Origin of the sequence: Planifilum fulgidum, from assembly GCF_900113175.1 — a bacterium.
In the GTDB taxonomy this organism is placed as follows: domain Bacteria; phylum Bacillota; class Bacilli; order Thermoactinomycetales; family DSM-44946; genus Planifilum; species Planifilum fulgidum.
Window position 1 is genome coordinate 147,159 of record NZ_FOOK01000001.1, and the last position, 17,242, is coordinate 164,400.

Below are 17,242 nucleotides of genomic sequence, written 5' to 3' on the forward strand. Positions count from 1 at the left end.
ATGCTTGGCCCTTTTATGTTAGCACAATTGCCCCAAAAAAATAACGGGGCATGGCCCCGCGTGTTCGTCAATTTTCGTCAAAATACAACAGCTCGTCAACGGCTTCGGCAGCCCTTTCCCACTCCTCTTCATCCTCCACGTGTTCGATTTTGTGATCATCGCCCACGCGGAAGATGTAGGCGTCCTCCTCTCCGCTTTCCTCCGGCTGGAGAACGCAATAGTGACGGCCTTCCAGCTCGATCTCCCTCAAGATGTGATACGCCTGCTCTTTCTCCTTCCCCTCTTCATCCACGAGGATCACTTTTCCGCCGTAGATGTCGCGAAGGACACGCACTTCCCTGGCCAAAGGCTCGTTCCGGTCCACAGGGCATCATCCGTTTGCCGACGAGGAGTCTTCGTCCTCCGTCTCTTCCATGATGGTGTGGAACATTTCCTCCACCATGTCCCACTCCTCTTCGTCTTCGATCAGGTGGATGGTCAGGTTGTCCCCATCCTCCTCATAGCGGAAGGCGTACACCTCCTGCTCTTCCGCATCCTCCGCGTCATCATCGGCCGGGGTGACCAGCATGTACTTTTTTCCGGTGTCGTCCCGTTCAAAGGTGAACAAAATTTCAAATCGATCCTCGTTCCCCTCTTCATCGGGAATGTAGATGTATTCCGGTTCGCTTTCATGGTTTTTCATCGTTCTGCTTCCTCCTTTGGGCGTCCAGATACCCCTGCAGGATCCAGCACGCCGCAATCTGATCGATCACTTTGCGCCGCTTTATGCGGCTCATGTCGGCGGAAAGGAGCGTCCGTTCCGCCGCAACCGTGGAAAGCCGTTCGTCCCAGAGGATGACCGGAAGCGAAAAGCGGTCCTCCAGCCGGCGGGCCAGGTCCTGGCACGCCTTTCCCCGCGGCCCGACCGACCCGTCCATGTTGCGGGGGAGTCCGACGACGATGGCACCCACTCCGTTTTCTTCAATCAGTTCCTCCAGGCGCTGCATCCAGTCGGGGCGCGTCCGGTCGATCACCCCCGCCCCCTGGGCGGTCCAGCCCAAATGGTCGCTCACCGCCACTCCGATCCGTTTTTTTCCCACATCCAATCCCATGATCCGGGAGGGGGGCGAAAAGGGATCCGACCGTTCCCGCCTTTTTGAACACATCTTAGTTTGCATCCTTTCACTTGTGCGATTGCAGATAAAATCTTACCAATTCCTCCATCAACTCGTCCCGCTCCACCTTGCGGATCATCGCCCGGGCGTTGTTGTGCCGGGGAATGTAGGCGGGATCCCCCGACAACAGATACCCGACGATCTGGTTGATCGGGTTGTATCCCTTCTCCTTCAAGGCTTCATAAACGAGCATGAGCACCTCCTTGGGCGCCACTTCCTGTTCCTCTCCGCGGAGGTCGAATTTCATCGTCTCGTCCATGGATCCCTCAACCTCGCTTTTGTGTTGGTGACCGCCTGAAACCGGTGCCCATAATTTGGGCTGAAGGGGTTATGCCGCCTCCTCCCGTCCGAAGAACGGGGTTCCGCGACACAACCCCCTTCCTTCCTTACAATTCTTTTTTCCGTGCGAAGCTTCTCATTCCCTCTTTTCTTATTCCCGGTTTGCGGAAAAAATGATCCCTTTCACCGGATATGGCGACGAATCCAATCGGGCACGACCCGAAGGGCCTCATCCAGCTTTTCCGGCTGTTTTCCGCCCGCCTGGGCGAGATCGGGCCGTCCGCCTCCCCCGCCGCCGCAGCGGGTGGCCACTTCCTTCACCAGGCGGCCGGCGTGCAGCCCCGCCTCCACGAAGCGGGGGGAGACGGAGGCGACCAGCTGCACCTTGCCGCCGGAGACGGCGCCCAGCACAATGACTCCTTCCTTCACCCGGTCTCTCAGGTCGTCCGCCATTCGGCGCAGATCGTCCATGCCGGAGGCCCCCACCTTGGCGGTCAAAACGGGGACCCCCTCCACTTCTTCCACCCGGTCGGCCAGCTGGACGGCTTCCAGATGATTTAGCTTATCCCGCAGGGATTCGTTTTCCCGGGCAAGTTCCTTGATCCGCGCCTGAAGGGCTTCCACCCGCTCGATCACATCGGCCGGATTCGCCTTGAGGAGGGAAGCGGCCTTCTTCAACAGTCCGAGGTGATGGTCCAAATAGCGGTAGGCGTAGCGCCCCGTGACCGCTTCGATCCGGCGGATGCCCGAACCGATCCCGCCTTCGCTCACGATTTTGAACATCCCGATTTCGCTGGTCCGGTTCACGTGTGTTCCCCCGCAGAGCTCCAGGCTGTAATCGCCGATGCGGATCACCCGGACGATGTCCCCGTATTTTTCCCCGAAGAGGGCCATCGCTCCCATCCTTTTGGCCTCTTCCAGGGGTTTGATCAGCACCTCCACTTCCGTATCGGCCCACACCTGCCGGTTGACCCGTTCCTCCACCTCCCGGAGCTCCTCTTCCGACATCGGCCCGATGTGGGTGAAGTCGAAGCGCAGACGGTCCGGGGCCACCAGGGATCCCGCCTGATTGACGTGATCGCCCAACACTTCCTTCAGCGCCTTGTGAAGCAAATGGGTGGCGGTGTGGTTTTTGCGGATGTCGTCCCGGTCCGCATCGATGGTCGCTTCCACACGGTCTCCCAGGCGGAGGCTTCCCTCCTCCACCCGGGCCGTGTGCAGGTGTTCCCCGCGCGGTCCCTTCTGCACATCCTCCACCCGGAGGCGGGCCTTCGGCGTGACGATCCATCCCTTGTCGGCCACCTGTCCCCCGCTTTCGGCGTAAAAGGGAGTCTCCTCCAAGATCAGGGTGCAGGTTTGCCCAACACCTACCTCTTCCGCCAGCTTTTCATCCCGGATGATCGCCGCCACCCGGGTGCTGACCGCCGTCTCCGTGTATCCGACAAAGCGGGATTCCACATTCAGTTCGGACAGGACGCCCCCCTGCACCCGCATGCTGTCCACATCCTTCCGGGCGGACCGGGCACGCTCCCGCTGATCCTCCATGGCCCGCTCGAAGCCTTCCCGATCCACCGTAAGCCCCCGCTCCCGGGCGAAATCCTCCGTCAGATCGATGGGGAATCCGTAGGTGTCGTACAGGCGGAAGGCCTCCTCGCCGGTGATGACGGACCGTCCCTCCTTCCGGGCCCTGTCCGCCACTTCCTCCAGGATGTTCAAACCTTCGCTCAGGGTCTCGAGGAAGCGCTCCTCTTCCCCGCGGATCACCCGCTCGATGAACTCCTTTTTCTCCTCCGGCTCCGGATAATAGTCGCGCATGATCTCCGCGACCACTCCCGTCAGCTTGTACAGGAAGGGCCGCTGGATGCCCAGCACCCGGCCGTACCGGACCGCGCGGCGGAGCAACCGGCGAAGCACGTAGCCCCTCCCCTCGTTGGAGGGCAGCACCCCGTCGCCCACGGCAAAGACGAGGGCGCGGATATGGTCGGCGATCACCTTGAGGGCGATATCCGTTTCGCGGTTTTCGCCGTAGGTGACCCCCGCCTCACGGCATGTGGCCTGGATGATCGGCTGGAACAGATCGGTGTCGAAGTTGGTGGGCACGTTTTGCATGACGGAAGCCATCCGCTCCAGCCCCATGCCCGTATCGATGTTTTTCTTGGGCAGCGGGGTGTAGGTTCCGTCGGGATTGTGATTGTATTGGGAGAAGACCAGATTCCAGATCTCCAGATAACGCTCGTTCTCCCCGCCGGGATAGCATTCCGGATCGTCCGGATCGCAGAATTCCTCGCCCCGGTCGTAAAAGATCTCCGTATTGGGTCCGCTCGGCCCTTCCCCGATATCCCAGAAATTGTCCTCCAGCTTGATGATCCGCTCCTCGGGAAGGCCCACCTTCTCATGCCAGATGCGGTACGCCTCATCATCCTCCGGGTGAATGGTGACCGACAGCCGGTCGGGATCCAATCCCATCCACTTGGGATCGGTCAAAAACTCCCAGGCCCAGAGAATGGCCTCTTCCTTGAAATAGTCGCCGATGGAGAAATTGCCCAGCATCTCGAAAAAGGTGTGGTGTCTGGCGGTGTAGCCCACGTTTTCAATGTCGTTGGTGCGAATCGATTTCTGGGCGTTGACGATCCGCGGATTTTCCGGCTTGAGCCGCCCGTCGAAGTACTTCTTCAGCGTGGCCACGCCGCTGTTGATCCACAAAAGGGACGGATCATCCACCGGCACCAGCGACGCGCTCGGCTCGACCCGATGTCCCTTTTCGGCAAAGAAGTCGAGAAATTTCCTCCGGATTTCACTCGCTTTCATCCCATCTCGCCTCCCTGTATCTCCAAATAAAAAACCTCCCCGTCCCAGGGACGGGAAGGCTCCCGCGGTACCACCCCGATTACCGCCCGCAAAAGAGCGGTCTCTCGTTATCGGGTAACGGCGGTTTTTCGCCGGCGGGGTTTGCCCGCGCTCCGGAACTGGCCTTCAACCGTCCTGATCCGGGAAGACCTTTCAGCCGCGGGTCTTCCTCTCTTTTCGGAAGGAGCGGTTTACTTCGGTTCCGTCATCGCTTTGGATCGCGCAATTTTTAAGCATGTCCGGCCGTTGATATTCCCTATTATACAACGATTCCCCGCCGTTTTAAACATCCAAAAGCGCTTTCAACTAGGACGACATGGCCCGGTCGTAACGGTTTTTTCGGAATATCCAACGGATTTTCGGCTGCACCAGCGGCTGGGTGACCCTTTGGACGGGGCGGGAAGACAGAAGCAGGGTCAGGACAAAGGCCGCCAGGGTCGTAAGGAGATACAAAACGGGTCCCGCATAGTTGTCCTCCGGAGACAGCACCCGGAAGGGATGGATGAAAAAGCCGTGCAGAAGATACACGTACAGGGTGCGGCTGCCCAGTTCCGTGAAAAAGGTTTTCCGGCGGGGAACCAGGCTCAGCACGAACACGGACATGATCAGCGCCAGCCCCATGAAACCGAGCCGGTACAATCCCGCATACCATTCCGGGTATCCGAACTCCGCATAAGGCTTATCGTAGAGCAGCCAATCCCGGGAGGGTCCCGTAAAGTACAACAGGAAAAACACCAGGGCGATTCCGGCCACGGACAAGAGGCGCCTTCGCGGGGTGAACCAGTTCAGCAGGGCCTCAAAGTGGCGCCTCTGAAGATAGAAACCCAACAGGAAAAAGGGGAAAAACGCCAAAGTTCGCTGCAGGCTGAGAAAATCATCGATGTTGTCGACGTATCCGGCAAGCACCGCCACCGCAACGCTTATAAGCAAGGGATGTTTAAACTGCAGAAAATAGGGAAGAAGCATGCGCCACAGGAACAGGCTCAGCAGAAACCACATGCTCCAGGAGGGAACCAGAAAGGTCAGTTTTAAATTCTCCGTCTGGTACAGGATGTGACGGAACACGGAAAAAATCGCTTCGAAGATCAGGTAGGGAATCAGCGCGGAGGATATGGTCTTCCGGTAATATTCCGGTTTATTGAAATTCTTGGTGAAATAACCGGAAATCAGAATGAAAAGCGGCATGTGAAAGGAATAGATGAGGAAATAAACCGATTTAATGAACTCGCTCTCGTGCCTTAAGCTGGTGTAAGTGTGACCGATCACCACGAGGGTGATCAACACGAATTTGGCGTTGTCAAAAAACGGATCCCGAACCTTCTGTGGAGCTGCACCTTCTCCTTTTTCCATAAGATGAAAATACCCCCTAAGCCAAGCATAAAAAAAACAGGATCATAGAAAGAATCCTGATGAAAAATTTTTTATGAGGGCAAAGGACATTCCATTTACCATAACGGTACTTTTGCGGCAAATGTTTCGATGACAGAAATACCCGGGGGAGAACGGCCTGCTCCCTTGTGGTAGAATCGAAGCATAGAACGGATTTGAAATGAGGGGCTAAAGATGTGGGAATCTTTTCCGGGGCGGTGGGATTCGATTTGGGCGGGCGTCCTTTTCGCCTGCGCCCTTCTTTACGAGGGGGCGATTCGATGGCTTCCGGCGCCGTCGCCCCTTTCAAACGCGCCATGGAAAAGGGGAAGACCCGCCTTTTACTCGGGGCTCCTCCTCAGTTATGCGGCCCTGGGAAGTCCGCTTGCACCCATGGCCCACCACTCCTTTTCGGTCCAGATGCTCCGTCTGTCGCTTCTCTGCTGGTTCGCCCCGATCCTCGTGCTTCCGGGCCTTCCCCCGGGCTTGCTGGGTCCCCTTGCCGGGGGCCGATGGAGAAGGGCCGTCTTCTCTTTTCTCACGCATCCGGCGATCGCCCTGATCTCGTTTCATCTCACTTTTTTCATCGTTTTTTATCCGCCGGTGTTTGACGCCCTGGCCTCCCGTCCCCTTCCGTGGGCAATCGCAGAGGGATTGCTGGTGCTGACGGCGTACCTCATGTGGTTTCCGGTGTTTCCCCCACTGCGCGGGTGGGAGCGCCTGAATGAATGGAAAAAAATGATATACCTCACCATCAGCGCCTTGCTGCTCACCCCCGTCTCCTTCTGGCTCCTCTTTGCCGACGTCTCTTTGTATCACGTCTACGAGACGGCAACCAATCCCTTTGCCCTGGATCCGGTGACGGAACAGAAGATCGCCGGGGCCTGGATGAAATTGGTTCAGGTGTTCCTTTTCGGAGGAACCCTGACCTACTGGTTTTTCCGGTGGGTGCGCAAGGAACAAAGAAAAGAGCCTCTAAGCCGGAAAACGGCGGAGAAGGAGGCGGTGGCCCGCCTTCTTCTCAACCAAAGGGTGGCTTTGGGGAAAGAGGTCTCCTCCTCTGAAAACAGATCCCCCAAAAAACGGAGAAAATCGTCTCCGAAGGTCATCTCCCTCCCGGATCGGAGGCAAAAAAAGAACCCGCGAATCGACCCTTAAACATCGAAACCGTCTCGCTTTCGCAGAAGGGGAGTTGATCCATGAAAAACCGCCGGCTGTATGGATTTGCCATGGTCCTCACCGGAGCCGTCTGTTGGGGATTGTCCGGCACCGTCGCCCAACACCTGTTTCAAAACGAAGGCTTTTCCCCCGGATGGATGGTGACGGTGCGCCTGATCCTTTCCGGTTCCCTGCTCCTGATCGGGGTTTCCCTGTTGAGAAAGGACAAGGCCGTTCAAGGGATCTGGCGGGACACAGGCGATCGGTTGCGCCTTTTGTTGTTCGCCATCCTGGGCATGTTGGCCGTTCAGTACACCTACTTCGCCGCCATCGCCGCCGGCAACGCCGCCACGGCCACCCTGCTGCAGTATTTGGGCCCCGCGCTGATCACCGTCTGGTTGGCCCTTTCCGAGCGTCGATGGCCCAGGGCCAAGGAAACCGCGTCCGTCCTGCTGGCGCTCATCGGCACCTTTCTGCTGGTGACCGGCGGACGCCCGGACAGTTTGTCCATCTCGTGGGCGGCCCTCCTTTGGGGACTGGGATCCGCCGCCGCCCTGGCCTTTTACACGCTGTATCCCGTGGGATTGCTGAAGCGGTGGGGTTCCGCCGCGGTGGTCGGTTGGGGAATGGTGATCGGGGGTGTCGGACTTTCCCTCATCCATCCCCCTTGGCCCTCCGGCGGAACCTGGACGCCCCTTAATGCCCTTTTTGTCCTGTTCGTCATCCTGTTCGGCACCCTGATCCCTTTTTTTCTTTATTTGGAGAGTCTTCGCTACATTCGTCCCACCGAAACCAGCCTGTTGGCCAGCGCGGAACCCCTGACCGCCGCGGTGGCGGCCGTTCTGTGGCTGAAAGTTCCCTTCGGGCTCCCCGAGTGGGTCGGCGCCCTGTGCATCATCGCCACCGTCGTCCTCTTGTCGACGGGAGAGAAGGAAAAGCGGAAAGAAGGCGAAGATTCCGCCGCCGGGCGGAAACAAACCCTCCAGGAAGGATGAAATATGCGAGCTGCCGGACGGATCAGCCGGCCCGCCCCGGCAGACGCCGCCGTGATCCTCAAATGCTGGAGCCGTTTCCCGCTGATTTCCGCAATTTTCGTTCCCCTTTTCGGAGCCCTGCGACTTCGCCGGGCCCGGCGGCTTAATCAAAACCAGGAGCCAGAAAACGAATCGGGACAGCCCTTGCGCCGATCCCGATTCCCCCGATTCCGCCTCCTTCGTGCCGTCCTCCGGGCTTGATCCGACCACATCCGTCCACCTGGGCATGGGCCAATCGGCGGCGGTTCTCCTCCCCTCCGGGGGGCTCGCAGGGCTTCAAACCGGCCCGATCATCCCGCCTTTCCCTGCACTTCTTCAGAATCGTCCATCTCAAGAAAGACATGCCCAAACTAAGGCATCGATAAAGAAAATCGAGCGGCCGTCGAACGGCCGCTTTTTCAGGAACAAGTTGTTGCATCATCGGACCCATGAGATTGGAATTTGAATCACCGCGCCAGTCGCAAAATCCCGATAAGTGAGGTGCCATGCTGCGATTGGGCAGCACGCCGATCTGGACGTTCCAGCCGTATCCCTCAGGTCCGGGATGACACCCCCTGAATCCATAAGTGGTTCAACCGCTGGAAACCGTCCGATATTTTTCGGATTGTCCAATGTTTTGGACAGGCCATGGGCATCCGGAATGGATAAGTGCCCAGGCTTCATTGACTTGGAACTTGCGGAAAGTATCCTGAAGGAAGCGACCGGGCGAAAGGGAGGACGCCGGCAGCCTGGTCCCAACTCCCCCTCCCCTGGTTGATCCTGTGGATCCTGAACTTTCCCGAATTTCAAGGATGAATGGGCAACAGCTCATCTGGATCTTTTCATGCGGCTATCGCGCTCAAAAGCGCGGGAGAAGGTTTTGGGCGCTCAGGATGAAAGGGGTTCGGTACGGGGTGCTCTGCACCCATCCTTTTGTACTTTCCCCCACCATCTGGTCTTCAGCGGATGCCCTTTGGGGATAATGCCCCGACCGAGGGCCCGGAGACCGGACAAGCGGAAACGACCTCGTCTACGCCGGCGCTATTTCGCCGGCTTTTCACTAAGACCTGCGGATGTAATGGAGGGCCACATGTTCCAGGATCACTTTGCAGACGGCGAAAAAGGGCACCGCCAGGATCATCCCCAAGATCCCGCCCACTTCACCGCCCACCAGGAGCGCGAAGATGATGAGGAGCGGATGCATGTGAAGGGTGCGCCCGACGATTTGGGGGGAGATGACGTTTCCTTCCAGCATCTGAACCACCAGGTTGACGATGATGACGTAAAACACCATTTTGTAGGAGACGCTCAGCGCCACCAGTATGGCGGGAATCGCTCCGAAAAAGGGGCCCAGATAGGGAATGATGTTGAACAGGGCCACCAGGGCGGCCAAGAGAAGCGCATAGGGAAGGCCGATCACCAGATAACCGATGTAGGCCAAAATTCCCACCGCCAGACAGACCAGCAGCTGCCCCCGGACGTAATTTCCCAGCGCCTCGTCGATGTCCCTCAGCACGCGCAGGATCTCCTTCCGCCGGTGTCCGGGAAAAAGGCCGACGAAGGAACGTTCGATCACCTGGGCATCCTTCAGCATGTAATACACCAGAAAGGGAACGATCAACGCCAGAAACAGCTGGTTAAGGGTGGTCCCCAATCCCGTCACGAGGTTGCCGATGCCGTCGGTGACGGCCTGTTCCAGCCGGTCCAGGGATTTTTCGATTCCCGCTCGAACGCTTTCCGGAAGCAAGTACTTGTTGTCGTTGTACTGCTGAATCCAGGACTGAATCTGCATGTTCCACTGGGGAAAGTGCTCGGCCAGTTCCTTCATCTGGGTGTTCAGCAAGGGCGTCATGTTGACAAAGACAATGCAGATCGAAAGAATGAACAGCGAATAGATGAGAAGCACCGCCACGGAACGGGGCAACGCCCGCCCGCTGATGAGATTGACGACGGGATGAAGCACGTAGGAAATGATGACGGCAATCACATAGGGCATGAGTACCGCCTTCAGAAAGTGAAACAACCCTTTGAGGAGCGGGGCGATCTGCACCAGCAGAAAAACGATTCCCAGGATGATCAGCGTCATGAACGCCAGATACATCTTCCGGTTGTAAAAACCTTCCATAGGGACCACCCTCCCTGTTAGCGGGGGCAGCGATGGGGCTCATCCAAAAAAATACTCGAATGTGCGCCGGATATGCTACGAAAAAACCTCCGGGACACACCCGGAGGTCAGCCGGCCGGCCGCGGAGGGCCGCTTTCATCGGGCCATGCGGCGCATCAACCGGTTCCCCATGACCCGGAACATCATCCTCCCGAATTCCTTATTCATCTGCATCCGCATAAACCATTTGGGCGCGATACCGTGCCGTCGGGAAGAAAAGCGCATCCTTCCCCGGCCGTCCCTCCACTTTTTGATCAGAAAGACGGCTGTAAAAAGCATCGCCAAACGCGCAAGATAACGTTTGTACATCCGGTAACCCTCCTCGCTGGGGTCACGGGTTCGCCTGATTGGGACGGTCCAAAAACAGGTCATTCAGGGAGCTGAGACTTCCGTCTTCCTCCACTTGGTACACTGCTTCAATCCGGCCACCCGTGACCGACAACTCGACGAAGCAGTGCCAGCAATAATACTGGTTGGTGCCCACTTTCCCCAGGTCATGGGAATTGCAGTTCGGACAGCGAAGCATCGATTTCTTCCCTACTTTCCGTTGGCATCATGCAGAGGGATGTCCTCGTCGGGAGCGATGATCACATCTTTTCCCCAGGTCAGATGCAACGCTCCCGGCTTCAGCACCTTGCGGCCGCTCAGGACATCGGACAGGAATCCGTCAGACAATTCGTATCCAATCAGGGTTCCCATTTCTTCGCGAAAATAGACATCCTCCACCCAACCCAGTTCCCGTCCGCTCGCCTTGATGACGGGCCGTCCCTTCAGCTTGCGATCTCCGGACAGAAGTCCGACCCATTCCCTCTGCTCGTCGCCAAGGGAAGAAACCACGTCTTCGCTGTCGACCATGACGGCGTCGGCACCAAATGCCGCGATGTTTTCCACTGCAATAAACCGGCCGCGCCGCAGCCACCCATCCCTTTCCAGCAAAACCCCCCGCAGATTTTGCCGACCGTCAAACAACAAATCGCGTACGGTCCCGATTTGTTTACCCGTTTCCGAGACAATGACCGGCAGGCCGATGACGTCCCGGGATTTGCGCAAGGGGTCCTCCTCCTTCCGCTACCCATAGTATGGGTCAGCCCGGGAAAACGATGCTGGGGGATCGTTACCATGCGGAAGACCGAAGCAAGTCGACCAGACAACTGTTTCTCTCCTGCCGGTCCTGCCTGTGGACCCCGAAGGAAAGGGCGCGAAGCTCCCCGCACAAAATCAGGTACGATTTGCTTCGGGTGATTCCCGTATAAATCAGGTTGCGCTGGAGCATCCTCCGGTAAGCATGAAGGACGGGAAAGATGACGATGGGAAATTCGGAACCCTGGGCCTTGTGGACGGAACAGGCATAGGAGAGCGCGATTTGGTTCAGTTGACTCCGCTTGTAGGGAACCTCCAGCCGGTCAAAGCGGACCCAGAGGACCGGCTCATCGGGGCCGGCCCCTTCCTGGATCGCCACCACCAATCCCATGTCGCCGTTGTAAATGGGATGTTCCGGATGGTTCACCAGCTGAAGCACCTTGTCGCCGAGGCGAAACACGTGATCGCCCCAGACAATCTCCTTTTTATCCGGGGAACCCGGGTTCACCGCCTCCTGAAGGGTGCGGTTGATGCGATCCACGCCGGCCGGTCCCTTGTACACCGGCGCCAGCACCTGCACGTCGAACAGGGTGTATCCCCGTTTCAGGGCCTGGCGGTAGGTCTGGAGAATCACATCCAGGACCTGCTCCCGGCCGCAGGGAAAAAAGCGCCTGTCGGGCCGGGGCTCGAGAAGATCGTCGGGCAGTTCCCCCTGTTTCAGGGAATGGGCGAGGTGAATGATCGAGGAGTTTTTCTCCTGACGGAAAATTTCCGTCAGCTCCACCCGGGGAATTTCCTCCACCTGAAGCAGGTGATGAAGCACATTTCCGGGCCCCACGGGAGGCAGCTGATCCTGATCGCCCACCAGGATCACCTGCATTCCCCGGGGCACGGAACGCAGCAACTGGTTGGCCAGCCAGAGATCCATCATCGAGACTTCATCGACAATGAGAAGGGAGCCGGTGATGGGGTTGTCCGCGTCGTGCTCGAAAAACTCCCCTTTCCAACCCAGCAGGCGATGAATCGTCATCGCCGGCAATCCCGTCGCCTCCGACATCCGCTTCGCCGCCCGGCCCGTGGGGGCCACCAACCGGATCGGATACGGACGCTCCGTTCCCTCATAGGCCTTCGGATCGAGGGACCATCCCTTCAACCGGGCAAACAGATGGCAAATTCCGCGGATCACCGTCGTCTTGCCCGTGCCGGGCCCGCCGGTCAGAATCATCAGGGGTGAGGTGACGGCGGTCATCATCGCATCCCTCTGCCTTTCGGCGTAGGCGACGCCCAATTCCTCCTCCACCTCCCCGACGGCCCGGTACAATTCCTGGACGGGAATCTCCTCCACTTCCTCCGCCAGAAGGGCCTTGATCCGGGCGGCCACTCCCCGCTCCGCATAATAAAGGGAAGGGAGATAATATTTCCCATCCTCCTCAAGCAAACGCCCCTCTCCCACCATGTCGGCGAGATGCCGCTTTCGCTCCTCTTTCGAAAAGGGATTGTCATCGGCGAGCAACCGGTCGATCCATTCATCCAGCTCCTCCGCGGTCACAAAGACATGGCCGCCGGAAAGGGCGGCATCCTTCACGGCGTACAGGGCGGCGGCCTGAAACCGTTCGGGGGAATCGGGCGCCACCCCGAGGCGTCGGGCAATCTCGTCGGCCCGCCGGAATCCCACCCCTTCCACGTCGTCAATCAGGCGATAGGGATTCTCCTTGATGCGCTCCATCGTCTCCTGCTTGTACTGCTGGACCACCTTCAGGGCGAGGGCGGGACCCATGCCGAATTCGTACAGAAAAACCAGCGCCTGTTCCATGGCGTGGTGTTTCCGCAGATTTTCGGCGATCAATTGGGAGCGGGAGGCGCCGAGGCCCGGGACGTCGGACAGGACATCGGGATCGGCGGCGATCTTGTCCAGGGCGTCCGGCCCGAGATGATCCACGATTTTCTGGGCCGTCACCTTGCCGATGCCGGGAAAAAGCCCGCTCGACAAATATTTGACCACGGCCTGGGCGGATCGGGGAACCTCTTTCTTGACCCGGTGGACGTGGTACTGGAGGCCGTATCGGGCGTGTTCCACCCACTCCCCGTAGCAGGTGAGCACCTCGTCCGGATGGGGACGGATGAAATGGCCCACAATCACCACTTCATCGGTATCCAGCGGTTCGTTCGACTCCTCCACCCGGATCAGGTAAACGCCGAAGCCGTTTTCTTCGTTGTGATAAATCTCCTGTATCAGGGATCCCTTCAAGTATCCTTCCGAAAAGAGATCCAGTCGGGGCTGTTTCATCGAATCCGCACCTCTATGCAGCGCTCTTCAATTATTAGTATAGAGGGAAAGGAACATACATTCTACCCGAAATTGCCGCCCAGGCTTCAGGATATCGGCAAAAAACAAAGGGGCGCGCCGCGGCCTCTTCTCCTGAAGAAAGGCACCGCCGCAGCACGCCCCTGCATCAACCGGCCATCTGTCCCGTGAGCCGGCGCACAAGCCTGGCCGTCGTTTCCGCCGCCCGGGTCACTTCCTCCACGGTGTTTCCGCGTCCGAAGCTGAACCGAACCGCCGATCGAAGCACCTCTTCCGGCAGATTCATCGCCTTCAGCACGTGGGAGACTTCCAGCGTTCCCGAGGTGCAGGCGGAGCCGCTGGAGCAGGCGATTCCTTCCAGATCCAGGTTCATCAGCAAAATTTCCGTCTCCGTTCCCGGGAAGCTGACATTCAAAATGTGGGGCAAATGCCGGCGAGGATGACCGTTGACGACAAAGTCGATCCCCTCCTTTTCCCACACCCGGATCATCGCATCGCGGCACCGCCGCGCCTGTTCGACGTGCTCCCGGCGGGACGCGGCGGCAATTTCGGCCGCCTTGCCGAAGCCCACGATGCCCGGAACGTTTTCCGTCCCCGCCCGGCGCCGCAACTCCTGGGAACCCCCGAACATGTGGGGAATCAGGGAAACCCCCTTGGCCACATAGAGGGCGCCGACCCCCTTGGGACCGTTGATCTTGTGGGAGGAGACCGACAACAGATCCACCGGCAGCTCGCGAACGTTCAGCGGTTCATATCCGAAAGCCTGAACGGCGTCGGTGTGAAACAGGGCTCCGTGCCCATGGGCGATTTCGCCGATGACTTCCACGGGCTGCAGGGTTCCCACCTCGTTGTTGCCGTACATGACGCTGACCAAGGCGGTTCGGTCATCGATGGCCTCCCGGAGCGCATCCAACCGGACTTCCCCTGTTTCGTCGACGGGAAGATACGTCACCCGAAACCCGATTCGCTCCAGATGGCGACAGGTCTCCAGCACCGCGTGATGTTCCACGGCGGAAGTGATCACATGATCCTTCCCCCGTTTTCTCCCCGCCATCGCCGCCCCGATCAGCGCGAAATTATCCGCTTCCGTCCCGCCGCTGGTAAAAACGATTTCCCCCGGTTCCGCCCCCAGCGCGCCCGCCAGCTTGTCCCGGGCTTCATCCACCGCCTGCCGGGCGTCCCGGCCGAACCGGTGCAGGCTGGAAGGGTTCCCGAAATATTCATCCAAATAAGGAAGCATCGCTTGCCGCACCTCCGGGTGAACCGGCGTGGAGGCGGCATGATCCAGATAGATCGCCATGTTCATCACCCGTCATATGTAAAACATGTAGCCGTCCGTTTCGTCCTTGTCGGAGGACTCTTGAATGAGATCGCTCAGCGTGGTGCTGTCCAGCACTTCGGCGATGGCGTCCCGGACCCGTTTCCACAGTTTCCGGCGGGACGCATCGTTTTCCTCTTCCACATCCACGAGGATGATCGGCCCCTCCAACACGCGGATCACTTCCCCCGCCGTGATATCCTCCGGCGCCTTCGACAATTTGTATCCCCCGTAAGCGCCGCGGACGCTCTTAACCAGACCCGCGTTTCGCAGGGGGGCAATCAGCTGCTCGAGATAATGTTCCGACAGCTGATGCCGTTCCGCAATCCGCTTCAGGGAGACCGGCCCTTCCCCGTAGTTGGCCGCCAAATCCATCATGATGGTCAGTCCGTACCGGCCTTTGGTGGACACTTTCAAGTTGAACACCTCTTCCCGCTACAGTCTTCAAACGCTTCTCCCAAAATTGTATCGAAACATGCATGACGGGTCCAATCAAAACCGAAGACAGAAGCGTCCCGACGGAAACCGGCCCGCCGAGCAATCCGCCGATCACCAAAACCGCCACTTCCATGACCGTCCGGATGCGGCTGATCGACCATCCTGTCCGCTCCGACAGGACCAGGGTCAAACCGTCCCGCGGACCCGCCCCCAACCGGGAAGCGATATACATCCCCGCACCGAATCCGGCCAAACCGATCCCCAAAACCAAAAAAATCCATCGGACCAAAAGGGAAGAGGGTGCCGGAATCCAGTCCAAATAGAGCAAGGCGTCGATGAACAGGCCCACCAGAACCATGTTGAGCACCGTTCCGATCTCCGGGAGCCTGCGCTTCATCCACGCCGTGACGGCGACCAAAACGAGGCCGACCAGCTGAACCCACATCCCGATGGACAGGGACGTCGTCTTAGCCAGCCCGATGTGGAGCACGTCCCAGGGAGACACGCCCAGATTCGCCTGTATCGTGAGGACAACGCCGAGGGACATGGTCCACAGACCCGCCACAAAAAACATCCAACGCCACAGACGATCCCTGACTTCCTTACCGTTGAATCCACACATCCTCATCTCTCCCCACTCCCGCTTTTTTCTATTCCCTCCGTTCGGAAAATCCCCATAACACCCGCTCCCTTGCCCCGCGCCGCCGAATGTGGTATGCATGAAAAAGGAATGTCTGTTCGCCAAGGAGATGTCGGCCATGGACCTGTTTGAGTACGGCCATCAGATGGAAACCGAAAAAAAAGCCCCCCTGGCTGCCCGCATGCGCCCCCGGACACTGGACGAATTCGTGGGCCAATCCCACATCCTCGGCCCCGGAAAATTGCTTCGGCGGGCCATCGAGGCGGACCAGCTTTCCTCCCTCATTTTTTACGGCCCGCCGGGAACGGGAAAAACCACCCTGGCCAGGGTGATCGCCGGGAGCACCAAGGCCCACTTCGAACAGCTGAACGCGGTCACCGCGGGAGTTTCCGACATCCGGCGGCTGACGAAGGAGGCCAAGGAACGGCTCGGAATGTACGGACAGCGGACCGTGTTGTTCATCGACGAAATCCACCGTTTCAACAAATCCCAACAGGACGCCCTGCTTCCCTATGTAGAGGACGGAACCATCATCCTGATCGGGGCCACGACCCAAAACCCCGCCTTTGAGGTGAATGCCGCGCTCCTGTCCCGTTCGCGGGTGTTTCAGCTGGTCCCCCTGACGGAAGAGCAGCTGATCCTGCTGTTGAAGCGCGCCCTCGAGGATGAGGAACGGGGGCTGGGCCAATACCGGGTAAAAGCGGACGAGGAAGCCCTGGCCCACATCGCCCGCACGGCGGGGGGAGACGCCCGCAGCGCCCTCAACGCCATCGAGCTGGCCGTGCTGACCACTTCCCCCGACGAGCGGGGCATTCGGCACATCACCCTGGACACGGCCGAGGAATCCATCCAGCGCAAAATGGTCCGTTATGACAAGAGCGGCGACAATCATTACGACATGCTGTCCGCCTTTATCAAGAGCATGCGCGGTTCCGACCCGGACGCCGCCCTGTATTATCTGGCCAAAATGCTGGAAGCCGGGGAGGATCCCCGACTGATCGCGCGCCGCATCTTCGTCCACGCCGCCGAAGACGTGGGCATGGCCGATCCCCGTGCCCTTCTCATCGCCTCCGCCGCCGCCCATGCTGTGGAAACCGTGGGGATGCCAGAGGCCCGCATCCCGCTGGCGGAGGCCGCCATCTACATCGCCACCGCCCCCAAGAGCAACGCGGTGATCCGCGGCATCTCGGAGGCCACCAGGGCCGTCCGAGAGGAATCCCGGGGCGAAGTGCCTCCCCATCTGCGGGACGCCCATTTCTCCGGGGCCCGGGAGCAGGGCCGGGGCATCGGATACCTGTACCCCCACGACTTCCCCCGGGGATACGTGGAACAACAATACCTTCCCGACGAACATGTGGGCAAGACCTTCTACCATCCTTCCGACCGCGGATACGAAGGAAAACTGAAGGAATGGATCCGCCGGATCAAAGGGAAGGAAGTGTGAAAAGAATCATAGTCCGCCGGCCGTCGGTGGTGTA

17 protein-coding genes and 1 pseudogene are annotated in these 17,242 nt (G+C 59.0%); 3 read left to right on the plus strand and 15 right to left on the minus strand.

Features of this window, described 5'->3' with window-relative positions; all coding sequences use genetic code 11:
* Nucleotides 1–67 precede the first annotated feature (67 nt).
* The 6 genes from BM063_RS00655 to BM063_RS00680 form a co-directional block, all read right to left on the minus strand.
* Nucleotides 68–364: a DUF1292 domain-containing protein gene (locus BM063_RS00655; protein ID WP_245751948.1), complete on the minus strand. Its 297-nt coding sequence runs from the start codon at nucleotides 362–364 to the stop codon at nucleotides 68–70.
* A gap of 6 nt (nucleotides 365–370) precedes the next feature.
* Nucleotides 371–682, minus strand: a complete 312-nt coding sequence (locus tag BM063_RS00660) for a DUF1292 domain-containing protein (protein ID WP_092035395.1) — start codon at nucleotides 680–682, stop codon at nucleotides 371–373.
* On the minus strand, nucleotides 669–1,145 hold the full coding sequence (gene ruvX, locus BM063_RS00665; protein ID WP_092035396.1) for a Holliday junction resolvase RuvX: 477 nt from the start codon (nucleotides 1,143–1,145) through the stop codon (nucleotides 669–671). The genes BM063_RS00660 and ruvX overlap by 14 nt, the downstream gene beginning before the upstream one ends.
* 16 nt (nucleotides 1,146–1,161) lie before the next feature.
* Nucleotides 1,162–1,413 (minus strand): IreB family regulatory phosphoprotein, encoded by a 252-nt coding sequence (locus BM063_RS00670; RefSeq protein ID WP_092035397.1) that lies wholly within the window; start codon nucleotides 1,411–1,413, stop codon nucleotides 1,162–1,164.
* A 203-nt stretch (nucleotides 1,414–1,616) separates the two neighbouring features.
* Nucleotides 1,617–4,241: an alanine--tRNA ligase gene (gene alaS / locus BM063_RS00675; RefSeq protein ID WP_092035398.1), complete on the minus strand. Its 2,625-nt coding sequence runs from the start codon at nucleotides 4,239–4,241 to the stop codon at nucleotides 1,617–1,619.
* A 345-nt stretch (nucleotides 4,242–4,586) separates the two neighbouring features.
* Nucleotides 4,587–5,630, minus strand: a complete 1,044-nt coding sequence (locus BM063_RS00680; RefSeq protein ID WP_092035399.1) for an acyltransferase family protein — start codon at nucleotides 5,628–5,630, stop codon at nucleotides 4,587–4,589.
* A 213-nt stretch (nucleotides 5,631–5,843) separates the two neighbouring features.
* Between BM063_RS00680 and BM063_RS00685 the strand changes: the two genes are divergently transcribed.
* Nucleotides 5,844–6,806: a cytochrome c oxidase assembly protein gene (locus BM063_RS00685; RefSeq protein ID WP_092035400.1), complete on the plus strand. Its 963-nt coding sequence runs from the start codon at nucleotides 5,844–5,846 to the stop codon at nucleotides 6,804–6,806.
* 41 nt (nucleotides 6,807–6,847) lie between these two features.
* Nucleotides 6,848–7,801, plus strand: coding sequence for an EamA family transporter (locus tag BM063_RS00690; RefSeq protein WP_092035401.1), 954 nt, complete (start codon nucleotides 6,848–6,850; stop codon nucleotides 7,799–7,801).
* A 142-nt stretch (nucleotides 7,802–7,943) separates the two neighbouring features.
* Here BM063_RS00690 and BM063_RS17135 read toward each other — a convergent pair whose 3' ends face one another.
* From BM063_RS17135 to BM063_RS18425, 9 genes and pseudogenes are all read right to left on the minus strand, one after another.
* On the minus strand, nucleotides 7,944–8,174 hold the full coding sequence (locus BM063_RS17135; RefSeq protein WP_143085186.1) for a hypothetical protein: 231 nt from the start codon (nucleotides 8,172–8,174) through the stop codon (nucleotides 7,944–7,946).
* Nucleotides 8,175–8,879: 705 nt separating this feature from the next.
* Nucleotides 8,880–9,944 (minus strand): AI-2E family transporter, encoded by a 1,065-nt coding sequence (locus BM063_RS00700; protein WP_092035403.1) that lies wholly within the window; start codon nucleotides 9,942–9,944, stop codon nucleotides 8,880–8,882.
* A 135-nt stretch (nucleotides 9,945–10,079) separates the two neighbouring features.
* Nucleotides 10,080–10,292: a hypothetical protein gene (locus tag BM063_RS00705; RefSeq protein WP_092035404.1), complete on the minus strand. Its 213-nt coding sequence runs from the start codon at nucleotides 10,290–10,292 to the stop codon at nucleotides 10,080–10,082.
* Nucleotides 10,293–10,314: 22 nt separating this feature from the next.
* Nucleotides 10,315–10,509: a hypothetical protein gene (locus tag BM063_RS00710; protein WP_092035405.1), complete on the minus strand. Its 195-nt coding sequence runs from the start codon at nucleotides 10,507–10,509 to the stop codon at nucleotides 10,315–10,317.
* 11 nt (nucleotides 10,510–10,520) lie between these two features.
* Nucleotides 10,521–11,033 carry a PRC-barrel domain-containing protein gene (locus BM063_RS00715; RefSeq protein WP_092035406.1) on the minus strand — a complete coding sequence of 171 codons (513 nt, stop codon included), beginning with the start codon at nucleotides 11,031–11,033 and terminating at the stop codon, nucleotides 10,521–10,523.
* A gap of 64 nt (nucleotides 11,034–11,097) precedes the next feature.
* The gene (gene recD2 / locus BM063_RS00720) at nucleotides 11,098–13,350 is read right to left on the minus strand and encodes an SF1B family DNA helicase RecD2 (protein ID WP_092035407.1); all 2,253 of its coding nucleotides are present in this window, start codon (nucleotides 13,348–13,350) and stop codon (nucleotides 11,098–11,100) included.
* Nucleotides 13,351–13,516: 166 nt separating this feature from the next.
* The gene (locus BM063_RS00725; RefSeq protein ID WP_092035408.1) at nucleotides 13,517–14,674 is read right to left on the minus strand and encodes a cysteine desulfurase family protein; all 1,158 of its coding nucleotides are present in this window, start codon (nucleotides 14,672–14,674) and stop codon (nucleotides 13,517–13,519) included.
* Nucleotides 14,675–14,680: 6 nt separating this feature from the next.
* Nucleotides 14,681–15,103 (minus strand): cysteine metabolism transcriptional regulator CymR, encoded by a 423-nt coding sequence (gene cymR, locus BM063_RS00730; RefSeq protein ID WP_092035409.1) that lies wholly within the window; start codon nucleotides 15,101–15,103, stop codon nucleotides 14,681–14,683.
* 67 nt (nucleotides 15,104–15,170) lie between these two features.
* Nucleotides 15,171–15,884 (minus strand): annotated as a pseudogene (locus tag BM063_RS18425) (YczE/YyaS/YitT family protein); the annotation flags it as partial.
* Here BM063_RS18425 and BM063_RS00740 point away from each other — a divergent pair.
* On the plus strand, nucleotides 15,883–17,208 hold the full coding sequence (locus BM063_RS00740) for an AAA family ATPase (protein ID WP_092035447.1): 1,326 nt from the start codon (nucleotides 15,883–15,885) through the stop codon (nucleotides 17,206–17,208). The pseudogene BM063_RS18425 and the gene BM063_RS00740 overlap by 2 nt on opposite strands.
* Nucleotides 17,209–17,242 lie beyond the last annotated feature (34 nt).

What these genes read in the sequence shown, in the direction of transcription:
- BM063_RS00660 (WP_092035395.1), bottom strand. Translation starts at nt 682, where the DNA reads ATGAAAAACCATGAAAGCGAACCGGAATACATCTACATTCCCGATGAA.
- ruvX (WP_092035396.1), bottom strand. Translation starts at nt 1,145, where the DNA reads ATGTGTTCAAAAAGGCGGGAACGGTCGGATCCCTTTTCGCCCCCCTCC.
- BM063_RS00670 (WP_092035397.1), bottom strand. Translation starts at nt 1,413, where the DNA reads ATGGACGAGACGATGAAATTCGACCTCCGCGGAGAGGAACAGGAAGTG.
- alaS (WP_092035398.1), bottom strand. Translation starts at nt 4,241, where the DNA reads ATGAAAGCGAGTGAAATCCGGAGGAAATTTCTCGACTTCTTTGCCGAA.
- BM063_RS00680 (WP_092035399.1), bottom strand. Translation starts at nt 5,630, where the DNA reads ATGGAAAAAGGAGAAGGTGCAGCTCCACAGAAGGTTCGGGATCCGTTT.
- BM063_RS00685 (WP_092035400.1), top strand. Translation starts at nt 5,844, where the DNA reads ATGTGGGAATCTTTTCCGGGGCGGTGGGATTCGATTTGGGCGGGCGTC.
- BM063_RS00690 (WP_092035401.1), top strand. Translation starts at nt 6,848, where the DNA reads ATGAAAAACCGCCGGCTGTATGGATTTGCCATGGTCCTCACCGGAGCC.
- BM063_RS00700 (WP_092035403.1), bottom strand. Translation starts at nt 9,944, where the DNA reads ATGGAAGGTTTTTACAACCGGAAGATGTATCTGGCGTTCATGACGCTG.
- BM063_RS00705 (WP_092035404.1), bottom strand. Translation starts at nt 10,292, where the DNA reads ATGTACAAACGTTATCTTGCGCGTTTGGCGATGCTTTTTACAGCCGTC.
- BM063_RS00710 (WP_092035405.1), bottom strand. Translation starts at nt 10,509, where the DNA reads ATGCTTCGCTGTCCGAACTGCAATTCCCATGACCTGGGGAAAGTGGGC.
- recD2 (WP_092035407.1), bottom strand. Translation starts at nt 13,350, where the DNA reads ATGAAACAGCCCCGACTGGATCTCTTTTCGGAAGGATACTTGAAGGGA.
- BM063_RS00725 (WP_092035408.1), bottom strand. Translation starts at nt 14,674, where the DNA reads ATGAACATGGCGATCTATCTGGATCATGCCGCCTCCACGCCGGTTCAC.
- BM063_RS00740 (WP_092035447.1), top strand. Translation starts at nt 15,883, where the DNA reads ATGGACCTGTTTGAGTACGGCCATCAGATGGAAACCGAAAAAAAAGCC.